Below are 20,981 nucleotides of genomic sequence, written 5' to 3' on the forward strand. Positions count from 1 at the left end.
ATGACATGAAACTGATTTTGACCGGCATTTTGGCCGGACTAATAGCCGGACTCTTGGCAGCCACTGCCGCGCAGGCCGATGAAATGGTGTTCACCAGCTGGGGCGGGACCACCCAGGAGGCGCAGACCAAATCCTGGGCTGCTCCGTTCGAAGCGAGTTCCGGCATCAAGGTCCTGCAGGACGGGCCGACCGACTACGGCAAGCTGAAGGCCATGGTGGAAGGCGGCAGCGTCGCCTGGGATGTCGTCGATGTCGAAATGGATTTCGCCATCAAGGCGGCCAAGGACGGCCTGCTCGAGCCGATCGATTTCAACGTCGTGCCGAAGGCCGATCTCGATCCTCGCTTCACCACCGAGCATGCGGTCGGCAGCTTCTACTACTCCTTCGTTCTTGCCTGGAACAAAGGGGCGGTGTCGGGCGAACCGGCGGGCTGGGCCGACATGTTCGACCTGACGAAATTTCCCGGCAAGCGCACCTTCTATAAATGGTCGGCGCCGGGCGTCATCGAGATTGCGCTATTGGCCGACGGCGTGCCTGCAGACAAGCTCTATCCGCTCGACCTCGACCGGGCGTTCAAGAAACTCGACACCATCAAATCGGAAATCGTCTGGTGGGACAGCGGCGCGCAGTCACAACAACTGATCGCTTCCGGTGAAGCAGCCTTCGGTCAGCTCTGGAACGGACGTGTCTTCGCTCTCGAGCAGGAAGGCGCCGATGTCGGCGCATCCTGGAATCAGAACCTGACCGCCGCCGACGTGCTCGTCATCCCCAAGGGTTCGAAGAACAAGGCGAGCGCGATGAAATTCCTGGCCGCTGCGACAAGCCCGAAAAGCCAGGCGATGTTTGCTGAAGCAAGCGGCTACGCCCCCATCAACACGGCAGCCAAGGCCGAAATGCCGGCCGATGTCGTCAAGTCGCTGCCGGACGCCTATGTCGACGGGCAGATCAACCTCGACATGAACTACTGGGCTGAAAACCGCGACAAGATCGCGGAGCGCTGGTACGCCTGGCAGGCCAAATAGAAGCCGACCTCACCCATGAACCGGCGGGGCGTCGCGAGGCGCCCCGCCTGAGCTGCCGGGATCATCGCCATGTCGGGCCATTTGCTTCATCGACAGCCAATCCTCCGAAGGCCAGATGGCATCGGCGGCGCCTTGCCGGCGCTGACTCTTATCGCCCTGTTCTTCGTGGTGCCGGTCGTTGCGCTGCTGTTGCGCAGCGTGACCGAACCCATGCCGGGCCTGCACAACTACGCCACGCTGTTTGGCGATGGCACCTATGCGCGGGTCTTCTTCAACACCTTTCTGGTCGCCACCGTCGTCACCGCCGTCACCGTCATCGTGGCGTTTCCGGTCGCCTGGATGCTGGCGATCATGCCGCCCGCCCTCGGCTCGATGGTCTTCGGCATCATCATTCTGTCGATGTGGACCAATCTGCTCACCCGCACCTATGCCTGGATGGTGCTGCTTCAACGCACCGGCGTGATCAACCGGACGCTGATGGATATCGGCCTGATCAGCCAGCCGCTGCCGCTGATCAACAACCTGACCGGCGTCACCATCGGCATGGTCTACATCATGCTGCCCTTCATGATACTGCCACTGGTCGGAACCCTGCGCGCCATCGATCCGATGACGCTGCGCGCCGCCGCCCTGTGCGGTGCGAGCCCCTTCGACGCCTTCCGCCGCATCCTACTGCCCTTATCGTTTCCCGGAATCGCTGCAGGCGGCCTGATGGTTTTTGTCATGTCGCTCGGCTATTTCGTGACGCCGACGCTGCTCGGCGGCACCTCCAACATGATGCTCGCCGCAATGATCGCCCAGATGATCCAGTCCTTGCTCAACTGGGGGCTCGGAAGTGCTGCGGCTTTCATCCTGCTTGTGGTCACCATGGCGCTCTACGCGCTGCAGCTGCGCCTCGTCGGCGCCAAGCGCATGACAGGAGGCATCTGAGATGCTGCTCGACTACGACCGGCTGGGCTGGCTGCGTGCAGCACTACTGGGTTTCACCGGCCTGGTTGCCGCGTTTCTGCTGCTGCCGGTGGTTTTCATCGTGCTGCTGTCGTTCGGGTCGTCGCGGTGGCTGGCTTTTCCACCACCAAGCTGGACGCTGAAATGGTATGAGGAGCTGTTCGCCGATCCGGCCTGGCTCGAAGCGGCGCTGACCAGCGCGCGCATTGCCACCATGGCCGCGATTCTTGCTGTCGTCATCGGGCTGCTGGCTTCTTTCGCCCTGGTCAGGGGACAGTTTCGCGGGCGCAACACGCTGCGCGGCCTGCTGCTGACGCCAATGGTGCTACCGGTCGTGGTCTTCGCCATCGCCATCTATGCATTCTTCCTGCGGATCGGGCTCGGCGGCACCACGGCTGGCTTCGTCATCGCCCATACGGTCCTGGCACTGCCCTTCGCCATCATCCCGATCACTGCGGCTCTCGAAGGTTTCGACAAATCCATCGAGGATGCGGCGATCGTCTGCGGCGCAAGCCCATTCGAAGCCAAACTCCGGGTCACCTTGCCGGCGATCAAGATCGGGATTTTTTCGGCGGCGATCTTTGCCTTCCTCGCCTCATGGGACGAGGTGGTGGTCGCGATCTTCATGGCCAGCCCCACCTTGCAGACCCTGCCGGTCAAGATCTGGGGCAGCCTGCGCCAGGATCTCAGCCCGGTCATCGCTGCAGCCTCCAGCCTTCTCGTTCTCCTGACGCTGAGCCTGATGATCGTAACCGCACTCATTCGGCGGAAATTATCGAAATGACCGAACCGTTCCTCTCCATTCGCGACCTGCGCAAGGCGTTCGGCAGCTTCGTCGCCGTGCACGATGTCACCATCGATATACCCAAGGGCGAGTTCCTGACTTTTCTCGGCCCCTCCGGCTCCGGCAAATCGACGACGCTCTACGCGATCGCCGGCTTTCAGCAGCCGACATCCGGTGACGTTCTTCTCGAAGGCAGGTCGCTGCTGTCGGTGCCGTCGCACAAGCGCAATATCGGCATGGTGTTCCAGCGCTACACGCTGTTCCAGCATCTCACCGTCGCCGAGAACGTTGCCTTTCCGTTGCGCGTGCGCCGTCGGCCGGACGCCGAGGTGAACCGAAAGGTCGCCGAGATGCTGTCGCTGGTGCGGCTGGAGAGTTTCGGCGGCCGATATCCTGGCGCGCTTTCCGGCGGACAGCAGCAGCGCGTGGCGCTTGCCCGGGCGCTGGCCTACGATCCGCCGATCCTTCTGATGGACGAGCCGCTTTCGGCGCTCGACAAGAAGCTGCGCGAGGAAATCCAGGCCGAGATACGGCGCATCCACCGCGAAACCGGCGTAACGATCCTGTACGTCACCCACGATCAGGACGAGGCGCTGCATCTTTCGGATCGCATCGCGCTGTTTCGGGACGGACGCATCGAGCAGATCGGCACCGGTGAGGACCTCTATCTGAGACCTGCGAGCGAATTCGTGGCCAGCTTCATCGGAAATTCCAATTTCCTGCCGGCAGAGCATCTTGAAACCGTCAACGGCTCCGCCACGATCCGCCTGGCCGATGGCTCGGTCGTCTCTGGCGTCAGGATCGATCAGGACTTCAGCCATGGCCAGAAGACCCGGCTGATGGTGCGGCCGGAAGCGTTTCGGCTGAAACCCGGCCCGGCCACTGCCGGGCTTGCGGTCGAGTTCATCGACACCGCCTTCTTCGGCGAGCGGCGGCGCGTCATCGCGCGCACGGCCGCCGGCCAGGAGATCGACGTCAGGCCGACATCCGATGTGGCGGAAGCACATGAAGGCATCGCCTCGCGCGGACAGCAGATTTTTTTCGATCCCGCTGCCGCATTTCTGTTTCCGGCCTGACAGACAGTTCTGACTTCAGCGCGGCGGATCTCGCCCTAAAAGCTCGCCAGGTCTGAGATGTTCATCGCCACACGCTGCAACACGACGTTGTAACAGTTGTGTGCGTCAAGTTCTGCAAAGTGACGTGGCATTCAGCGGTGACGTTGGCGTGTCCGCCGCGCAGCGCCCGTGTTTAGCGGAGCGGCGGACATGGCGGGCCGCGTCTCAGGCGGCCAGTGCTCGGGCCAGTTCACGGTCACGACGAAGACCCCGATGTACTCCACCAAGCTCCCGCTGAAGGTCTGGCTCAGGGCGTTGTATCTGATTCTTTTCTCCTCGAAGGGTATCTCTTCCGTCATCCTCGGAAAGCAGCTCGGGGGTCACGCAATCGACCGCCTGGAAGGTGGCGCATGCCGTCAGGGAGATGACGGACGATCGCGACGGGCGGGATCCGCTGCTCGGGCACATCGTCGAGGTAGACACGACCTACATGGGTGCGCCGCCCCGGAAGAAGAAAACGAAGTTCCATCGGCGTGTCTGGCACCCGCCAGGCAAGGGCACCAAGCGGCCCAGGTCGTGGTCGCCGCCGACAGGCGCGGACGAGTGGCCGCCGCCGTCATCCCAAAGGCGGACTCCCGAACGATCGGCCGCTTCCTGGACAGGTTCGTTTCCAGGGATGCCGTCATATCGGCCGTGCGGCGAAGGCCTTCTCGGGCGGGCATAGGACAGTGACGCACCGCGATGACGAATTCGCCCGCGGCGAGGTCCATTCGAATACGGCCGAAGGACTGGCCTCGCAGCTCAAGCGTGCCCAGATCGCCGTGTTCCATTACATCAGCGAATTCCACCTTCAGCGCTATGTCGACGAGATCGTGTTCCGCCGGAACCAGCAGGAAGTCATCATCCGCAAGGACCACGAGGACGGCCCCGCCTCCCTCGAGCTGAGTTATCGGGACTTCGTCGACCCAGCTCGGCGACCTGCTGCGACGCGCAGTCGGCCGCCAGGTACGCAGGGCGGAAAACGGCGGGCTGGAGTGGCCAGAGCCGATCGCTCCGGGATATATGCGGGCACCGTCGGCCGTCAGGGCCGAGGCGCAAGCATCCTGAGCTGATCGTCATTGGTTCCTCCAGAACCTGTCGTTGAGGATGTTCCGCATTGGAGCGCCGTAAGGCAAATCCTTGTTCAAAGGAATGCATGCTTTGCCGGACTTCAGGCAGGGGAGGATTTCGGCGATTTGCCCCTTGGCCACCAATTCGTCGGTGATGGTCAACGTGACGCGCTTGAGCGCCACGCCCGGCCCAAAGGTGGCCTCAAGATTGTCGGGATCAACTCGCTGCACGGTTGTCGGATCGGTGACGTTGGTGAAGGTGACAAGGAGCGGGTAATGCTCGCGAGGCACCTCACGGGTTTCACGCATCGATTCGAGCAAGGTCGGTCTTTCATCGCCAATCGGTCCCGGTTTCGGGAAGAACACAGACAGCGCCCGGCTCGTCTCGTCGCCGAGCAGCGCGAACAAATACCTGCCTGGAGTGATCTCCACGACGGCAGCCTCGCCTTCAACAGTGCTGTGCAGGCCGCCAGCGCCATCAATAGGTATCCATCTCGGTTCCGTGCTGGCTTGAACCGCCGCGACGCTACCGCTTGAAATCGTCCCGTTCGCAGTTTCGATTTCAAGCTCCAGGCGTTGATGCCATTCCCAACTCTTAAAGCCGAGGAAGTCGCAGCCAGACAGGACTGTCAGTATGGTTGTGGCGATGAGGGAGAGAGATCTCATACGCCGCAAGCTACACGTAGCCACTTGAGGAACTGTTAGCTTACTGGATCAAGTTCGCAGTGTTACGACCATCGGCAAGGCTCCAACCTGCGTTTGGCATATAGGTCCGGAGCCCAACGTGCTGGCGGTCTGGAACGACATCGCAGAGACTGTTTGGAAACCCTACTCCGGCGGCCATCTGATGGCGTTTTCTGCGCTTCCCGTGCTCACGGACCCAAATGTCCGTTGCGCTCCGGTCTCGAAACCACCACCATATGACTCGCCGGAGCGACTTTCGAAACAGTCTCTCAGGCAGCTGGCGCCTCGATGGTCACGCCGTATTTAGCGGCGATGGCCACGACCTTTGCCATCTCCGGCGTGCCGGCGGCGGTCGCGGCGTCCAATTCCGCGAACATCTGATCAAGGCCGCAACTCGGCGCGCAGAAGACGAGCACGCGAGCTGGCTTGTCGGCGACATTGCGGATGGCATGGCGCCGGCCACGTGCGCCGAAGAAGAAGCCGCCGGGCGCAACGCGATGGGGCGCGGAGTCGCCCTCGACTTCGATGACGAGTTCGCCGCTCAGTACATAGAAGGCTTCATCCTCATGGGCATGGATGTGCGGTGGCGTTCCCGCGCCCGGCGGAACCACGGACTCCCAAAGCGAGAAGGATCCGGCGGTCTCGGCGCCGGTGGCCTTGTAGATATGGGTGATGCCCAAAACGTTGAGCGTCGACCCGACCGCCGGCTCGCGAACGAACGACTCGGCTGTGTTAACTTTGGCATCCATCATCGATCTCCTTTGCGGTTCAGGTGGCTCACCAAGAGATAGGCCCGTTCCCGCCCGTCGATTAGCCGGAATTGTATGGACAAGCTGTCCGGATTTCAGGACAATCGAATCATGAACCCGCTCGACGGCATCGCGGCGTTCGCTCGCGTCGTGGACAGCGGCAGCTTCTCGGCTGCGGCAGGTCGGCTCGGACTCTCCAAATCCGCCGTTAGCGCCCATGTGCAGCGGCTCGAAGAGCGCCTGGGGATTCGCCTCCTCAACCGGACCACGCGTCGACTCTCGATGACCGAAGCGGGCGCAGCTTACTACCGCCACTGTGCGCGGATTCTCGCCGAAGCTGAAGCGGCGGAACAAGAAGCGAGCGCGCTGCAGCGCGAGCCGCGCGGCACGATTCGCATTTCAGCGCCCGACAGCTTCGGCTGGATGCATGTGGCGCCGGCCGTCCCGGAGTTCCTGAGGCGCTATCCGGAACTTTCCGTCGATATTGCCTTGAGCCCGGCGCATGTGAGTCTGGTCGATGAGGGGCTCGATCTGGCAATCCGCATCGGCGTGCTCCAGGATTCGCCGCTTGTCGTGCGCAAGCTCGCGCCATCCCGGCTCGTCGCCTGTGCTGCGCCCGCCTATCTCGACAAGCATGGAATGCCGCGCGAGCCGGGCGACCTTGCCAAGCACAACTGCCTCTGCACCAGCCTTTTGCCTTGGGGCGATGAATGGCGCCTTGCCGGCAAAATTGGCGAGGCGCGCGTGGCCGTGGGCGGCAGCTTTCGCAGCAACAATGCGGAGATGCTGCGCGTTGCGGCGCTCGACGGCATCGGCATCGCCCTACTGCCCACATGGGCGGTAGCGGAGCCGCTGCGCACCGGCGCGCTGCGACGCGTGCTTAATGCCTGGGAGCCTCCAGCCAGCACGATTTATGCCGTCTATCCCAGTAACAGGCTCATGTCGATGAAGGTCCGTGCCTTCGTCGATCACCTTGCGCGATGCATAGGGCGTACGCCGTATTGGGACGAAGGCCTTTGAGAGGAGCGCCCGGTTTGGATCGTTTTTGAGCTACGGCAATCCATTGATCCAGCCTGGCCACTTTCTCTCTGAATGCGCTCAAGAACCGTCTCCCCACCGGCCGGAAAACTTGCGATCTTGACTTCAAAAGGGAATTGGGCGGGTTGAAATTTCCTCGGTTTCGCCCACGTGGTGAGATTACGTCGGCTGCAAGGCGAGTTTTTGCTCAAAAGCGTCGCTTAATGCGGCCGTCAAACCGGCATCCGCGGAGCCCTCAGTAGCGAAGACCGCCGCGTTGCGCCGGCTCTTACTCGCCATAGCTGGAGGATCTGATGCCGACCCGCCGCTATGCCATCCTTGAAGCGCCGTCCTCGCTGGGTCTGGCGACCGACGGCGTGGAGGGCTTGCCCGGTCGGCTGCTGGAACTGGGCCTCGCCGAACGCATCCATGCGCGCCGCGCCGGGCGGCTGGCGGTCCCGCCGAAAGACCCGAAGCCCGACCCCGCCACCCTGACGCTGAACGCCAAGGCGATCGCGGCGTGGTCACCCATGCTCGCCGACGCCGTGGAGGAGGTGCTGCACGCCCGCGAATTCCCGGTGGTGCTGGGCGGCGACTGTACGATCCTGCTGGGTCCGATGCTGGCACTGCGCCGGCGCGGTCGCTACGGCCTGTTCTTCATCGATGGCCACGCCGACTTCTTCCAGCCCGAGGCGGAGCCCAACAGCGAAGGCGCCTCGATGGATCTGGCCTTCGTCACCGGCTACGGGCCGGCGCTGCTGACCGACCTGGAGGGCCGCCGCCCGTTGGTTCGCTCCGAGGACGCTGTCGCCTTCGCGTTTCGCGACCACGAGGACCAGGCCGAATACGGCAGCCAGCCTTTGCCGGCCGAGCTCATGGCCTACGATCTCCACGCAGTCCGCCGCCTGGGCGTCGAAGCCGCCGCCCGTGCGGCCGTTGACCACCTGACGCGGGCGGAACTCGACGGCTTTTTCATCCATCTCGACGCCGATTGTCTCGACGATGCGATCATGCCGGCGGTCGATTTCCGCGTACCGGGCGGGCTGTCGTGGGACGAACTGTCGGCGGCGCTCCGGATCATCCTGGCGAGCGGAAAGGCGGTCGGACTCGAGGTCACCATCTACAATCCGCGCCTTGACGAGGACGGCAGCGCCGGCCATGGCCTTGCTGATGTCCTGGCCGCAGCTCTCGGCACAGCCGCGCCCGCTTAAGCGGACGGGAGCTAGCGGCTATCGGGTGGCGTTGAAGCGCCACATGCAACCACTTGTCCGCCGAACGAGAACCCCGCGCCTTGTCCGCCGCCTGGATGATGGCAAGCAACCAGGCGACCGTTTCGAGCCGGAGCATTGAGGCTCTCCACCTGACGGCCACCGCCCCCTGACAGGGCAAACCTATAAATAGTGCTAGCTGTAAATGCGCCGGGCCGCTTAGTACCGTTCGGCCGCAAACAAGGCTTGGGAGGGTCCGTCACTTTGGTTCCTGCCGCGCCATGACGCAGAGCTTGGAACTGTGACGGCACATGCGACCACCGAAGGATTTAGCGACTACCGGGATTACCGCACCTGGTATCGCGTAATCGGAGATCTCAACTCGGGCAAGCTGCCTTTGGTCGTCGCTCACGGCGGGCCGGGTTGCACCCATGACTATGTCGATTCATTCAAGGAGTTGGCCGATACCGGGCGGGCCGTCATCCACTACGATCAGATCGGCAACGGCAAATCGACCCATCTCCCCGACAAGGGCGGCGACTTCTGGACCGTCGATTTCTTCCTGGGCGAACTCGATGCGCTGCTCACTCACATTGGCGTAGCCGACCGTTACGCCCTGCTCGGCCAATCCTGGGGCGGCATACTCTCGGCCGAACATGCCGTGCGACGCCCCGCCGGGCTCAAGGCATTGATCCTGGCCAATTCGCTGGCCTCAATGGCGCTATGGGTGGAAGGCGCGCTGCAATTGCGCGCCGGGCTGCCGGCCGATGTGCAAAGTGCGCTTGACCGGCACGAGGCAGCCGGAACCACCGGTCACCCGGACTATGTTGCGGCAACCAAGGCCTTCTATGACCGCCACGTCTGCCGTGTCCTTCCGACGCCGCCGGAAGTAGCCCGGACATTCGCGGCAATCGAGGAGGATCCGACGGTTTATCATACCATGAACGGACCCAATGAATTCCACGTGATCGGCACCATGCGGAACTGGACCATCGTCGAGCGCCTGCATCTGATCGAGGCGCCAACCCTGGCGTTCCGCGGATTTTACGACGAAGCGACCGAGGCCTGCGTCCAGCCCTTTCTCGATCATATTCCCGACGTCGAAGGCATGGTCTTCCCGAATTCCAGCCACATGCCGCATGTCGAGGAGAAGGACGACTGCCTCGCCGCCGTCGGACGCTTTGTGGCCAAATACGATTGAGGTCCGCGCCCCACAGCAGCCTGTCTTTGCACAAGCTTATCGTGCAGGGCCTGGCCATTGCATTCATCCTGATGCGTTCCGTCGTTCCTTGAGCGCCTGGGCCAGGAAATCCTTGACCGGATCGAGAACCGCGTCCCGTTCGTGGGCTACCCCGGGCAGCAAATCAAAGCGCACCCGCACACCCGCTTCCTCGAAAGATCGACACAACGTCCCGAGGCGTTCCGGCCGCGTCCGTCCGGCATCGTTGGCGCCCGGCATCCAATGGGTGCTGCCCTGGACATGCGTGATTTCCCAGGTCTCCAGGTCGGCATCGCCAACGATCATCTGGACCGGCACTTTTGCCAGCGCTGGGGCATCGAAGGTGATGCCGAACTTCTCCGGCAGGTCGCGAATGCCCACCCACCAATCCCGCGCGGGATCGAGCAAGGTCACAGAGCCCGGCGCGCCGATCGACGCCGCCCATAGCCTATCGGGATGGAGGATGGCGAAGCGGTGGGTGAATTGCCCGCCGCCGGAAAATCCGAACATGGCGAAGCGGGTCCAGTCCTGACGGTATTTCGCCACGACTTCCTCTATTATGGCGAGCAGCACCTGATCGTAGCGGATGTCGCCCTCGATCATGTATTTGTATCCGCTGCGGGCGTCGTCGCCGAGAACGCCCATTGGAAACACCGGGCACAAGATGGCGCAGTCGTTCCAGCGTCCGAACTCGGCGAACGCGTCGCGGAAACCCAAGAACGAGGTGCGGCCAGTGCCGTGGACGGCCACCAGCAGGTCGACTTGGGCGCCTTCCCTAACCGCGGGCGGTACATACAGACAATAATGGAAGCGTGGGTCTGATTTGGAAGCAAAGATGGCGGTCGCGCCAAGATCGTATGTAGCGCGACCGCGATCCGCAACGGACCCCCTGGTGATGTTCGTCAACTCTACACCTCCTCAGACAGTTTTGGCATTCATGGCTAGCGTATACTGGTCGGCCCGCGTCGTGAACTGGAAGGTCCTTTCAGGCAGGCAGCCACGATGAGGACCTCGCATCGGAATCAGGGCGACGTCGTTGAAGACGATCTCGCTAAGTTCCGAGAGCATCTTTTCGCGCTTGCCATCGTCCAGCGTCAGCTTAGCCACAGCCAGTTCGCATCGAGATCGGGATTGGAGTAGCATCCCGAACTAGCGATACCCATACCAGCATCCGGGTTCTGCGTCGCGGCCAGCGCTGTCATCGGTTAGGGTTTCGCCCGTGGTGACGCCCGAGGAGTCCAGATTGGTGCTGAAGTCATGGGCCTCCGCTTATCGGCATAAACCGACCAGCAAAAGCGAACTGGGCGGCAGGTAGCCCAGACAGCCCATCGTATTTCCGCCGCCCTTGGCTTTCGCTCGCCGGCTGCCAATGGGTTAGCGAGCTGAACCGGTGCCAAGCATCACACGACCTCGCCAGATTGCGACGAGGGGTGTATCTCCGGAACGGTGAAAACCGGCACCTCGCCCTTGAAGCCTTGGAGTTCAAAGGCGCCCGCCTGGACAACCGGCATCGATGCTCCTTGGGCAAATCCGGGACCAAGCACCAGGGGGATGCTCAGCTTTTTGGTCGTTGACTCGAGCCGTGCCGCGCGGTTCACCGGCGAGCCGATCGCGGTGTAATCGAAGCGCCGTTCGGAGCCGAAATTCCCTACGGAGCAGATGCCAGTCTCGATGGCGACGCCGATTTCGATAGGGGGGTGCCTGCGCGCGGTGAACGCGGCGTTTTCGCGCTTCACCCGTTCGATCAGGGCGAGCCCCGCTTCGAGCGCGCGCTCGCGATGATCTGGCTGATCAAGCGGCGCGTTCCAGAAAGCTAGCACGGCATCGCCCATGAACTTATCGATAGTCCCATCGCGCTTGAGTATCTCATCGGTCGCAAGGCCGAGGAAGTGGTTGACCACCTTTCCGATTTCTTGGGCATCGAGTTGTTCGCTCATCGTCGTGAAGCCGCGTATATCACTCAGCAGGATTGTGATCTCGCGCTTCTCTCCGGACAGGATCGCTTCGGTATCCGAATTTGCGAGGCGCTGCACCACGGAGGGCGACAGAAATTGCGAAAACTGCCGGGCCAGGGTGGACCGGCGCTGCTCGCTGCGCCTGTAGAGGGCATAGCCTTCGAAGCCAGCTACGAGGATCGTCGCAAGCGCCGGCTGCAGTGGATCGTAGAGCACACCCTGCAGGCTGTATTCGAGAGCGCCAAACACGAAGGGCGTGGCTGCCAGGAGCGCCAGAGCGAATGCGCCAAGCACGACCCGCTCGGCGAGCACTCCAGAAAGCCCGATGAAAACGATGCCACTGAGGACAAACCAGAGCCGCTCGAGCATTCGCGCTTGCACAGGCTCTACAAGATAGCGCCCGGCAAGCATCTGGCCGATTGCATCTGCGTGGATGTCGACGCCTGGTCGCGCCGGACGCGTCGGGCTGGGCAAATACTGGGTCAATCCCACGGCCGACAGGTCAATAATCGCGATGGCATTCCGCAGCAGAGGATCGCCGTGGCCCGAAAGGACATTGCTGGCAGATATGCGCGGCGTATTGGTGTCGGTTTCCCAGAGGCGGATGCTACCCTGCGGCTCGAGCGGCACAATGCTGCCGGACATCCTGAGTGCGTCAAACCCGGCGGCATTCATTCGGGCTACGAAGCTGTTCTCTCCGGCGTAGAGGCGTAGGAGTTCCACTGCGAAAGAAGGCCAAAGCTGCACGCCTTGATCCGTATTTCGAAGCCAGAGCAGCGGCACATGGCGCAATACGCCGTCGGGATCGGGCAAAGTGCGAATTACCCCAAGGCCTGCAGCGGCGCTCGAGAAATCCGCAAGCGAGCCCGTCAGACCGGTGAAGCCAGGAAGCGTCTCGGGTACTTGCCCTACGATCGACCAGCCGGCTTTGGGCTCTGCTTCTGAAACCGTTGCCTCATTGCCCAGGCTGACGGCGAGCATGGTTCGATGTTTCGCCAGTGCCCGGGCGAGGCGCTTGTCTCCAGCGATGCCATCAGGAGAGGTGTCAGCCTCGGGCAGCACCAGCGCAAGCCCGATCACGGCGGCACCAGACTCGGTGATACCATCGACCAGATCGGCCAAAAGGCCACGATTCCAAGGCCATCGCCCATATGCCTTAAGGCTCGCGTCGTCTATCGAGACAATTACAACCGGATTGCTAGTCGCCTGGCGCGGGGCAAGGGACTGGTAGAGGTCGTACGTGCGCTCGCGCAGACGCGACAGCGGCCCATCGAAAGCAAAATGGCAAGCGAGCAGCAAGAGTACGACCGCAAGACCAGGTATTTTCCGCCTGGCAGCCCGCCGCCAATCAAGCGAGGGGCTCATGCCGGTCGGCCGGCCTTACCGGCAGTCGGGAAAGCAGTCATCATCCTCATCATCCACCCCGCTGCCTACAGGGGGCGTTGGGCTGTCAGGGAACTCCATGGCCACGCCGGGCAATGCGCCGTCGGTGGACTTGCAGGCTTTGAGCGAATTGCCGAGTGCTGACGCACAAATCGCGCTTACGTTCAGCCCCGGACCCGGTTCGCCTGGCAGGCCGGTGCCGGCTATCCGATCGATGCTGTCCAATATCGGGAAGGCGTCGATACCGCCGTAGCCGGTCAGCAGTTTGTCATTGTCCGACGTGCAGGCGTGGCCCGGGTTTGTGATCACGAGCTTGCGACCATTCATCATGCAGGTCATGCGGCCGGCGCGCAGTATGCCGACGGTCTGACCAGCTATCACAAGCACTTCAATGATGCCGCCTCTGGCTCCGAGCACCATGTGTGGCGTCGCAACTTGCATGTCGCCGCCCTTCGAAACCTGACCGCCGTAGAAACGGGCCAGGCCGCTGTTCATCCTGATGTCGATCTTTCCTGATCGGGAGCCCGGATTGTAGACGAATTCATCGATCGTCAGGCTGGTGTTCGGACCAATCTTGGCGCTCGACTCGTCCCGGAATACGAGCATTCCGAGACCGGTGATATTGCTGCGCAGATGGTCGCCGAGTTCGACGCCAGCGCCGACGTTCATCGCCTCGCCGTCATTGCGGATGATGTTGGTCTGGTAGGCCGTCATGGACCCGACCGTTTCAGCGACAGATGGTGCCGCAAAGGCAAGGCAGGCGATACAAGTGGCTATCTGACGATACAGGGTCCTCATCGCGGCCTCTTTCAGTTGAGCGTCAACGTGTAGCTCACGAGCAATTCGAATGAATTTCGGTCGCCGCTGGCGATCTCGAAGTCGGTTTCACGATAGGCGAGGTCGACACTGACCTTCTGCGACTCCGTGAGCTGAAAATCGCTTTCCGAGGCAATGCGCCAGAAGTCGCTCTCTATGTTCGTGCCGATGCCGAAGGACAAGTCGGGAGTGTCGCCGTGGCCGGCCGAGACGGCGACCTGGTGAGACCATACGAAAAGGTCCGGGACTTCCATTACCACGCCGCCGTAGCGGACCCCTCCCATGTAGCTGCTGCCGATCTCGCCAGCTCCGGAGGCGAAGTCAGTCGAGCCGACCAGGCGCAGTCCGAGCGCCTGGCCATTGCGGAAGCGGTAGCTGCCGCCTGCCTCATAGAAAATCCTGCTATCGGCGAAGATGCCTTTCGAGCCGCTTAGATCGATGTAGCCGGCACCTGCAAAAAGCGTCGTCTCGACGGTGGGGCGCACGAGGACGCGCCCATTTAGACCGACGCCGGTCTCGTTGATATCGCTGTCGAAGCGCTCTGTAACGGCGAACGCGGAAAGTAGCAGCCGTAGCGAATCGATCCCGCTGTTGGGCAGTCCCTTGTCCAAGGTAATGGCGGTGTTACCGAGGATAAACGTCTCCTCGGTACCGGGAACCGACAGGTCTTTGGTGAAAAAGCGCTCTGTCGCTGCCAGCGAGCCCGAGAGGACAAGTGCATCAGCACTTGGCGTGCCGAGATCCCATCGGACAAAGCCGTCCGCCCGCCCATAGGGCGAGACCAAGGTGCGGTCGTCTTCGGCCCCGCCCGGTTCAAAATCGGTGGATTCGCTGAACATACCGCCAGTCAGAGCGATTTCCCAGGTGACGCCAAGTAACGCGCGCTCGATGCGGGCGAGCAGGCGAACGGCTTCCTGTTGCTCATCCGCGGACAGATCCCCGACCTCGAGGCCGTACTGCACCTGCCGCCGGGCCAATTCATAGGAGCCGACGTGATAATACAACCGGCTGGCCGAGAGCCGGGCGCGCGCATCGCGAGGATATTTGATGAGATACTGCTCGATCGATGAGATCGCCTGATCGTACTGCCCTGCGTTGATGGCAACTGTGACGAATTGAGCTAGCGCTCCGTTGTCGGTCGGATTGGCAATGCGGGCCGAAAACGCATCGTCATAGACCGGATAGAGACCTTGTGCGCCGGCCGGCAATATGCCGGTACAAAGCAGCGCCGCGGCGAAGCCGAGGATCATTGAAAACGAGGAATGCATGCCGAGAACCCACCCCAACCCGACTAGTGCAGCGGATCTAGCACGCCTGCACGAAAAAAAGCGACAGAACTGTCAGGAAACCTCCGAGTCTTCAGCAGCTGTTGCAGCTGCGCAACAAACTATCGGCTTCATTCGCATTTCGCCTACGCTGGTTAATCAAACATCTTCTCAGCGTTGCTGGGCTTCCAGCAAGTATTCGCTACAAACGGCAACTAAGCCAAATCATAATCAGCCGTGGATTGCGCAGCCGACAAGATCAATATTGTTTGCGCGATTCTCCACGTATCTGGTCGCCGCACGACGCATCAGGGACACATGTAGCTCATCCGAAGGTCTTCCGCCGCGTTGCGCAAGCGCTCGGAGAGCTGGCGGGCGATGCTTCTCAGGACGGCCTGCGCGATGTGCGGCTTAGCCTTTGTTATCTTGTTGAACGCCGACGAGGTCAGCTCATAGGCAACAACGTCCTCGTCCGCGATCACGTCCGTCGAGCGTGCCTACAGCACGAGCATGGTGGCCAGTCCCAGCATCAGGCCCATGCCTACAATATCAGTCACCGTCGTAAGGAAGATCGCGGAAGCCACGGCCGGATCGGCGCCGACCCGCCGCAGGCCCAACGGGATCAGCACGCCGGAGATTCCGGACATGAGGCACGATCCGGACATTGCGAGCAGGATCACAAGTGCCAGCATGGGCGCCTGGGATGCCGACTCCGGCTGCCGTGAAGCGTAGAACCACATGGCCGCCGCCGCCACCAGACCGACGAGCAAGCCGTTGGCGATCCCGAGCGCTCCCTCCCTCAGCACCAGGTGCAGCTTCGGTCGTTTGTCCACATCCCCTAATGCGAGGCCACGCAACGTCATGGCCAGCGCCTGGCAGCCGGTGTTTCCGCTCTGGCCGGCCAGCACCGGGAGGAACGCCGCCAAGGCGACGATCTTCTCGATCGTGCCTGTGAACGAGCCAACCACGAAGGCGGCTATGAAGGCCGTCAGCAGGTTGAGCTGCAGCCAGGGATGACGTTTCAAGAAGGCTGAAACCAGCGGCGTGAAAGAACGCTCCTCCTTCTGGACACCCACCATCTGGCCAGGCTGGGCAGAAATCTCGATGATTTGCTGTTCGAACAGCCGCCACCCGCGAACCTGCCCGAGCAGCCGGTTCTCCGCGTCCACCACGGGATAGACGGGGTAGTGGCGGCGTACCGCCGCCTTGCAGGCTTCGCCCAAAGACACATTGACGTGAAGGGCGAACGGTTCCGGCAGCATGATCTGATCCACCGTGGCGGCCGGTTCGCTCAGCATCAGATCGCGCAGAACCACCAGGCCAACGAGTTTGTCGGCCGCGTCCGTGATGTAGAGGTAAGTCAACTCGGTCGGTACCTGGGCGCGTCTGACGGCCTCCACCGCGGCGGCTACCGTCGTTCCGACAGGAACGCTGGCGGGGATCGGGTCCATCAGCTCGACGACGGATCCGGGGACAGCGATATCCTTGCTGTCGCTATGAGGCTTGATAGGCCTCATATCCGGAGGCAAATGCTCCGCCACCTTTCGGGCGTGCCTATCCGGCAACAACTTTAATACGTCTCGGATGAACTCGGGAGACTCTCGGGCAAGCAATTCAGCCGCGTCGTCAGGTGCTCGGGCACGCAGGGTGCGCACCGACTTCTCAACGTCGTTCTCTTGCCTCATCTGTCCCCTCAATCTTTAATGTAGCGCCTCTGAACGTGTCGACAGGAGCGGTTCGTTCTGTCACGCGCGCGGTGGCCCAGCGCCTCGATCCGGAAATCTTCGCCTTCTCAGGGCGCAGAGTAGACCGAACCGAGACAAATCTGAGCCATTGCGTGGGTGCATACAAGCGGGCTGTAACGTCAGCGTGTCGCCAAGAGAATTGTCGTGTTGCCGAACTTCACCGTCGATTCCTGCGCTCTGCGAGCACGTCGCAACCCATCAACGAAGTAAGGTCGGCAATGGCCGTCGTGGCCCTGCTCATTGGGGTGCGCTCAGCCGGACAGTTCGCGGTGTGAACGGTCGCGATTCAACCTGGGAAGATGGTGAAACCGCCATCGACGCGAATGACCTGCCCGTTGATGAAGCGCGCGCGCGGACCGGCGAGGAAGGCCACCGCTTCGGCGATCTCTTCAGGCTCGGCATAGCGGTTCAGCGATTTCTTGCTCGAATCCATGCGCTCCGGATCGACGACGCGGCTCGCTTGGAACCGTGCCGTCTTGGTGGCGCCGGGGCTCACCGCATTGATGCGCACGCCATCGTCGATCAGTTCCTTGGCGAGGCAACGCGTATAATGGACAACGGCCGCCTTGAGCGTGGAGTAGACCACCTCCGGCGAGCATCCGATATGCGCTGCCGCCGAGGCAATGTTGATCACCGAGCCTGAGCCGCGCTTGACCATAGGCGGAATGAACGCCTGGCAGACCAGCATCGTGCCGATGAGATTGTTGTCGGTCAGCACCTTGATGTCTTCATAGTCGATGTCGAGCGCGTTGTTGGGACTGGGCTTAACCCCTTTGGCGCCAATGTCCCCGCCGGCGCAGTTGACCAGAACATGCACATCGCCGAGCTCCGCCTCGATCTTCCTCTTCATTTCGGCAACGGCTTGCCTGTCACCGATGTTGCCCGTAACCGCGGTTACCCGTGTCCCATGTTTTTCCAGGCCTCTGGCGGATTCGCCGAGGTCTGCGAATTCGCCATACTGTGATGGCCGAGTCCAATCGAGATCATGGATCGCGACGTTTGCGCCAAGTTCGGCCAGGCGGTCGGCCATGACGCGGCCGAGGCCACGTCCCGAGCCGGTCACGAAGGCAGTCAGGCCGCTGAGTTCTCGGGCAGTCATGCTGATTTCTCCATTGCAATGAAGTCGAACTTCTTCATGTTAGCGGCGCTGCGCCGGATCATGTCGAGCTCATACGAAACGAGCGCACCGTCATCGTCGCGCTCCCATGGCGTCCGGTAGTCGGCGTCGTCCGCAAGGCGGTTTACGCGCGCAGCACTCAGGCAGGCCGCGAACTCGCGCGCAGTCTTGGGCGCATATCCGTTCCACCAGTCGTCGGTCAGACAGCGAACGTGGCGTGCCTCCAGTGCGCCCGGCTCGAGCGCAGCCGTCAGCGTGTCGTGGTGCTCGGCGAGGATGGCTGCCAGTTCGGCGAATGGCACGGCGCCGTCGCCGATCGCGCAGCGGACCAGACGATAGCCCTCATCCGTGAACTGCACGCGATAGTCCTTGAGGTGGACATGGCGGACATAGGGCGCGATCCGCCGCGTGAAGGCAAGCGGTGCCTCGCCGACGGGAAACGTGTTGCCCGTATCGTAGGTGATGCCGGCACCGGGCCCGCCGAGTTCGCAGAATGCGACCAGTTCGTCGCTGCCGAAGTCCTGATGGTTCTCGATGCCGAGCACCCGGCCCTCAGCCGCCGCACGCGGCCCCCATTCCGTCAGGGCAGCGCGGATCGTCGCGTTGAACTCGTTCCATTTCCCACCCCAGACGTTGCGGTCACCGCACAGGACGGGGGTCAGTGCGATACGGATCGTTGTCGCCTCGAGCAGGCGCGCAGCCCGAAACGCGTTGTCCAACGGACCGGCCACGATAAGACCGCCGCTGACCACCGGGACGAGGTCGAGCGCGGCCAGACGCCTGCGCAGGTCGACGACCTCGGCGTCCGGCAAGTCGGTCAGCCATGGTTCGTAGATCTCGAGCGTGCGTGCGCCGAGTTCCTGCGCAAGCGCTATGAAGCCTTCCAGCCCCGCCCCATCCGGATTGTGCCGCGGCGTACCGCGCCCCTGCAAGCCGAGATGGTAGGTCAGTCCGTAAGGGTTGAGACCGAGGCGAAGCATCAGTTTGGCAGTCCCGTTGAAAGATGTGGAAGCGATCGCATCAGCGCAGACCGGCATCGACGGTGATGGACTGCTTCGTGATCATGCGGCTGTCATCGGCTGCAAGGAAGAGCACGGTCCGTGCAATCTCCTCGCCCAGGAGGACGCGGCGGATAAATTGCCGCTGCACCGTCTGGTCGATTGCGTCCTGCGTCTTGAACCACAGCTCGCGCTGCCGCTCGGTGATGACGGCACCGGGTTCGACTGCATTGACGCGGATGTTGTCGGATCCGAACGACCGCGCCAATGCGCGCGTCAGCGCCACCACAGCCCCCTTGGCAGTGGCATAAGCTACCATCTGGTCCGCGCCGAAACGCCAGGCGATGGAAGAGAAGTTTATGATCGAGCCGAAGCCGAGTTCCTTCATATGCGGATGTACCGCCTGCGCAGCGAAGAAGTGATGCCGGAGATTGACGTCGAAGCTGCGGTCCCAATATTCGGCCGTCACCGCGTCAACGGGATGGCGCCGATCATCGGCAGCGTTGTTCACCAGGACGGCGACCGGACCAAGCCGCGCGCACACGCCTTCAACCGACGCCTGCAGCGCAGCGACGTCGGTCACATCGCAATGGAGGTACAGGGGAGCTCGCCCGCCGGCACCGCTGAGCTCACGGACCAGCGCCTCTGCGGGCCCATCCTGCACATCGAGAAAGGCCACACGGGCGCCATTCGAGGCAAAGGCGCGGACCATATCGGCCCCGATCCCGGAGGCGCCGCCGGAGATCAGCACGACGCGATCGGTCAAGCTCGGGTAAGTCGCAAATTGCATGGACATCAGATCACAGAAGCGCCTTGGTTGTTGGATCGAACAGACAGGCGCGCGACATGTCGATGCCAAGCGTTATCGTCTCGCCCATGACGGGAGCGTCATCCGGCTCGAATCGGCCGGCGATCTCCAGATCCCCTAGCCTGAGGACGGCAAGCGTCTCGGCCCCGGTCGGCTCGACCAGTTCGACCGGCGCCTTCATGGACTCGACAGCAGGTTTGCGCGACTTCAGGTCCGCCGTGAAACGGTAGATATGTTCCGGCCGAACACCGAGCACCACGTCCTGTGGCGCACCGGCGGGCAAAGGCGCGGCAAGGGCAAGAGTGGCGTCGCTGCCGTCAGCGGCGCGTACCGAGATGCTGGTTGAGCCGGTAAGCCGGGCGGGGATGAAATTCATCGCCGGCGATCCCATGAAACCGGCCACGAACATGTTGGTCGGCCGGTCATAGATGCGCTTCGGCGTGTCGAACTGCTGCACCGAGCCCTGGTTCATCACCGCAATGCGGGACGCGAGCGTCATCGCCTCGACCTGATCGTGGGTGACGTACACCGTCGTCTTGCCCACCCGGTGGTGAAGCTTCTTGATTTCGGTGCGCATGTCCACGCGCAGCTTGGCGTCGAGATTGGACAGCGGCTCATCGAACAGAAACAGCTTCGGGTCGCGTACCAGGGCGCGCCCCATCGCAACGCGCTGCCGCTGCCCACCCGACAGCTGCCCAGGCTTGCGTTTGAGCAACTGCTCGATCTGCAGGAGTGCGGCAACCCGCTTTACGGCTTCCGCTTGCTCCGCTTTGGGCACGCCTCGGCTTTCCATGCCGAAGGTGATGTTCTGGCGCACCGTCATCGTGGGATAGAGGGCGTATGACTGAAACACCATCGCTATGTCGCGGTCCTTGGGCTGCACGGAATTCACCAGCCGGTCGCCAATCCAGATCTCGCCCGACGTGACGGTTTCCAGGCCAGCGATCATGGCGAGTAAGGTTGACTTGCCGCAGCCGGAGGGACCGACAAGGGCGATGAATTCCCCGGTCCGCGCCTCGAGATTGATGCCGGCCAGAATCTCGAGCCCGCCATAGCTCTTGTGAAGGTCGCGGATCATCAGCGCGGACATGGGCGATGC

21 protein-coding genes are annotated in these 20,981 nt (G+C 62.3%); 8 read left to right on the top strand and 13 right to left on the bottom strand.

The annotated features are described in order from the left end of the window. The first annotated feature begins 5 nt into the window (after positions 1-5). From AC0NIE_RS30950 to AC0NIE_RS30970, 5 genes are all read left to right on the top strand, one after another. Positions 6-1,022, top strand: a complete 1,017-nt coding sequence (locus tag AC0NIE_RS30950) for an ABC transporter substrate-binding protein (protein WP_473486160.1) — start codon at positions 6-8, stop codon at positions 1,020-1,022. A gap of 69 nt (positions 1,023-1,091) precedes the next feature. Then, on the top strand, positions 1,092-1,952 hold the full coding sequence (locus tag AC0NIE_RS30955; RefSeq protein WP_473486161.1) for an ABC transporter permease: 861 nt from the start codon (positions 1,092-1,094) through the stop codon (positions 1,950-1,952). 1 nt (position 1,953) lies between these two features. After that, positions 1,954-2,754 carry an ABC transporter permease gene (locus tag AC0NIE_RS30960; RefSeq protein ID WP_091597346.1) on the top strand — a complete coding sequence of 267 codons (801 nt, stop codon included), beginning with the start codon at positions 1,954-1,956 and terminating at the stop codon, positions 2,752-2,754. Then, positions 2,751-3,830: an ABC transporter ATP-binding protein gene (locus tag AC0NIE_RS30965; RefSeq protein ID WP_473486162.1), complete on the top strand. Its 1,080-nt coding sequence runs from the start codon at positions 2,751-2,753 to the stop codon at positions 3,828-3,830. The genes AC0NIE_RS30960 and AC0NIE_RS30965 overlap by 4 nt, the downstream gene beginning before the upstream one ends. 707 nt (positions 3,831-4,537) lie before the next feature. Continuing rightward, positions 4,538-4,921, top strand: a complete 384-nt coding sequence (locus AC0NIE_RS30970) for a transposase (protein WP_473486163.1) — start codon at positions 4,538-4,540, stop codon at positions 4,919-4,921. 3 nt (positions 4,922-4,924) lie between these two features. Here the strand turns inward: AC0NIE_RS30970 and AC0NIE_RS30975 are convergent, their stop codons facing one another. Next, positions 4,925-5,584: a hypothetical protein gene (locus AC0NIE_RS30975; protein ID WP_473486164.1), complete on the bottom strand. Its 660-nt coding sequence runs from the start codon at positions 5,582-5,584 to the stop codon at positions 4,925-4,927. 287 nt (positions 5,585-5,871) lie between these two features. Next, entirely contained in the window at positions 5,872-6,351 is a 480-nt protein-coding gene (locus AC0NIE_RS30980; protein ID WP_473613638.1) for a cupin domain-containing protein, read from the bottom strand. Positions 6,352-6,426: 75 nt separating this feature from the next. Here AC0NIE_RS30980 and AC0NIE_RS30985 point away from each other — a divergent pair, with 75 nt between their 5' ends. The 3 genes from AC0NIE_RS30985 (at position 6,427) to AC0NIE_RS30995 (ending at position 9,777) form a co-directional block, all read left to right on the top strand. Continuing rightward, positions 6,427-7,371: a LysR family transcriptional regulator gene (locus tag AC0NIE_RS30985; protein ID WP_473486166.1), complete on the top strand. Its 945-nt coding sequence runs from the start codon at positions 6,427-6,429 to the stop codon at positions 7,369-7,371. 311 nt (positions 7,372-7,682) lie between these two features. Then, a complete protein-coding gene (locus tag AC0NIE_RS30990) occupies positions 7,683-8,579 on the top strand; it encodes an arginase family protein (RefSeq protein ID WP_473486167.1) in 897 nt (298 codons plus the stop codon). 298 nt (positions 8,580-8,877) lie between these two features. Continuing rightward, a complete protein-coding gene (locus AC0NIE_RS30995; RefSeq protein ID WP_473486168.1) occupies positions 8,878-9,777 on the top strand; it encodes a proline iminopeptidase-family hydrolase in 900 nt (299 codons plus the stop codon). Positions 9,778-9,840: 63 nt separating this feature from the next. Here the strand turns inward: AC0NIE_RS30995 and AC0NIE_RS31000 are convergent, their stop codons facing one another. From AC0NIE_RS31000 to AC0NIE_RS31050, 11 genes are all read right to left on the bottom strand, one after another. Continuing rightward, positions 9,841-10,701: an alpha/beta hydrolase gene (locus tag AC0NIE_RS31000; RefSeq protein WP_473486169.1), complete on the bottom strand. Its 861-nt coding sequence runs from the start codon at positions 10,699-10,701 to the stop codon at positions 9,841-9,843. A gap of 12 nt (positions 10,702-10,713) precedes the next feature. After that, complete coding sequence (locus AC0NIE_RS31005) at positions 10,714-10,902, bottom strand: hypothetical protein (RefSeq protein WP_473486170.1); 189 nt, start codon at positions 10,900-10,902, stop codon at positions 10,714-10,716. 293 nt (positions 10,903-11,195) lie between these two features. After that, a complete protein-coding gene (locus tag AC0NIE_RS31010; protein ID WP_473527512.1) occupies positions 11,196-13,115 on the bottom strand; it encodes a CHASE2 domain-containing protein in 1,920 nt (639 codons plus the stop codon). A 15-nt stretch (positions 13,116-13,130) separates the two neighbouring features. Further along, the gene (locus AC0NIE_RS31015; RefSeq protein ID WP_473486172.1) at positions 13,131-13,847 is read right to left on the bottom strand and encodes a FecR domain-containing protein; all 717 of its coding nucleotides are present in this window, start codon (positions 13,845-13,847) and stop codon (positions 13,131-13,133) included. Between the two features lie 95 nt (positions 13,848-13,942). Further along, positions 13,943-15,199, bottom strand: coding sequence for a tetratricopeptide repeat protein (locus AC0NIE_RS31020; RefSeq protein WP_473486173.1), 1,257 nt, complete (start codon positions 15,197-15,199; stop codon positions 13,943-13,945). 323 nt (positions 15,200-15,522) lie between these two features. Then, positions 15,523-15,696, bottom strand: coding sequence for a hypothetical protein (locus tag AC0NIE_RS31025; RefSeq protein ID WP_473486174.1), 174 nt, complete (start codon positions 15,694-15,696; stop codon positions 15,523-15,525). Between the two features lie 15 nt (positions 15,697-15,711). After that, on the bottom strand, positions 15,712-16,899 hold the full coding sequence (locus AC0NIE_RS31030) for a magnesium transporter (RefSeq protein WP_473486175.1): 1,188 nt from the start codon (positions 16,897-16,899) through the stop codon (positions 15,712-15,714). Between the two features lie 346 nt (positions 16,900-17,245). Beyond that, on the bottom strand, positions 17,246-18,058 hold the full coding sequence (locus AC0NIE_RS31035; protein WP_473486176.1) for an SDR family NAD(P)-dependent oxidoreductase: 813 nt from the start codon (positions 18,056-18,058) through the stop codon (positions 17,246-17,248). Then, positions 18,055-19,056, bottom strand: a complete 1,002-nt coding sequence (locus AC0NIE_RS31040; protein ID WP_473486177.1) for a sugar phosphate isomerase/epimerase family protein — start codon at positions 19,054-19,056, stop codon at positions 18,055-18,057. The genes AC0NIE_RS31035 and AC0NIE_RS31040 overlap by 4 nt, the downstream gene beginning before the upstream one ends. A 40-nt stretch (positions 19,057-19,096) precedes the next feature. Next, positions 19,097-19,825 (bottom strand): SDR family NAD(P)-dependent oxidoreductase, encoded by a 729-nt coding sequence (locus AC0NIE_RS31045; RefSeq protein ID WP_473486178.1) that lies wholly within the window; start codon positions 19,823-19,825, stop codon positions 19,097-19,099. 49 nt (positions 19,826-19,874) lie between these two features. Then, positions 19,875-20,972 (bottom strand): ABC transporter ATP-binding protein, encoded by a 1,098-nt coding sequence (locus AC0NIE_RS31050; RefSeq protein ID WP_473486179.1) that lies wholly within the window; start codon positions 20,970-20,972, stop codon positions 19,875-19,877. Positions 20,973-20,981 lie beyond the last annotated feature (9 nt).

The sequence above is a fragment of the Mesorhizobium sp. WSM4842 genome (genome assembly GCF_055901575.1).

Excerpts from the sequence above, each read along its gene's own strand:
- AC0NIE_RS31040 (WP_473486177.1), bottom strand. The coding sequence starts at position 19,056 with ATGCTTCGCCTCGGTCTCAACCCTTACGGACTGACCTACCATCTCGGC.
- AC0NIE_RS30980 (WP_473613638.1), bottom strand. The coding sequence starts at position 6,351 with ATGGATGCCAAAGTTAACACAGCCGAGTCGTTCGTTCGCGAGCCGGCG.
- AC0NIE_RS30950 (WP_473486160.1), top strand. The coding sequence starts at position 6 with ATGAAACTGATTTTGACCGGCATTTTGGCCGGACTAATAGCCGGACTC.
- AC0NIE_RS30955 (WP_473486161.1), top strand. The coding sequence starts at position 1,092 with ATGTCGGGCCATTTGCTTCATCGACAGCCAATCCTCCGAAGGCCAGAT.
- AC0NIE_RS31030 (WP_473486175.1), bottom strand. The coding sequence starts at position 16,899 with ATGAGGCAAGAGAACGACGTTGAGAAGTCGGTGCGCACCCTGCGTGCC.
- AC0NIE_RS30985 (WP_473486166.1), top strand. The coding sequence starts at position 6,427 with ATGGACAAGCTGTCCGGATTTCAGGACAATCGAATCATGAACCCGCTC.
- AC0NIE_RS31035 (WP_473486176.1), bottom strand. The coding sequence starts at position 18,058 with ATGACTGCCCGAGAACTCAGCGGCCTGACTGCCTTCGTGACCGGCTCG.
- AC0NIE_RS30975 (WP_473486164.1), bottom strand. The coding sequence starts at position 5,584 with ATGAGATCTCTCTCCCTCATCGCCACAACCATACTGACAGTCCTGTCT.
- AC0NIE_RS30990 (WP_473486167.1), top strand. The coding sequence starts at position 7,683 with ATGCCGACCCGCCGCTATGCCATCCTTGAAGCGCCGTCCTCGCTGGGT.
- AC0NIE_RS31020 (WP_473486173.1), bottom strand. The coding sequence starts at position 15,199 with ATGATCCTCGGCTTCGCCGCGGCGCTGCTTTGTACCGGCATATTGCCG.
- AC0NIE_RS31010 (WP_473527512.1), bottom strand. The coding sequence starts at position 13,115 with ATGAGCCCCTCGCTTGATTGGCGGCGGGCTGCCAGGCGGAAAATACCT.
- AC0NIE_RS30960 (WP_091597346.1), top strand. The coding sequence starts at position 1,954 with ATGCTGCTCGACTACGACCGGCTGGGCTGGCTGCGTGCAGCACTACTG.
- AC0NIE_RS31050 (WP_473486179.1), bottom strand. The coding sequence starts at position 20,972 with ATGTCCGCGCTGATGATCCGCGACCTTCACAAGAGCTATGGCGGGCTC.
- AC0NIE_RS30965 (WP_473486162.1), top strand. The coding sequence starts at position 2,751 with ATGACCGAACCGTTCCTCTCCATTCGCGACCTGCGCAAGGCGTTCGGC.
- AC0NIE_RS31015 (WP_473486172.1), bottom strand. The coding sequence starts at position 13,847 with ATGACGGCCTACCAGACCAACATCATCCGCAATGACGGCGAGGCGATG.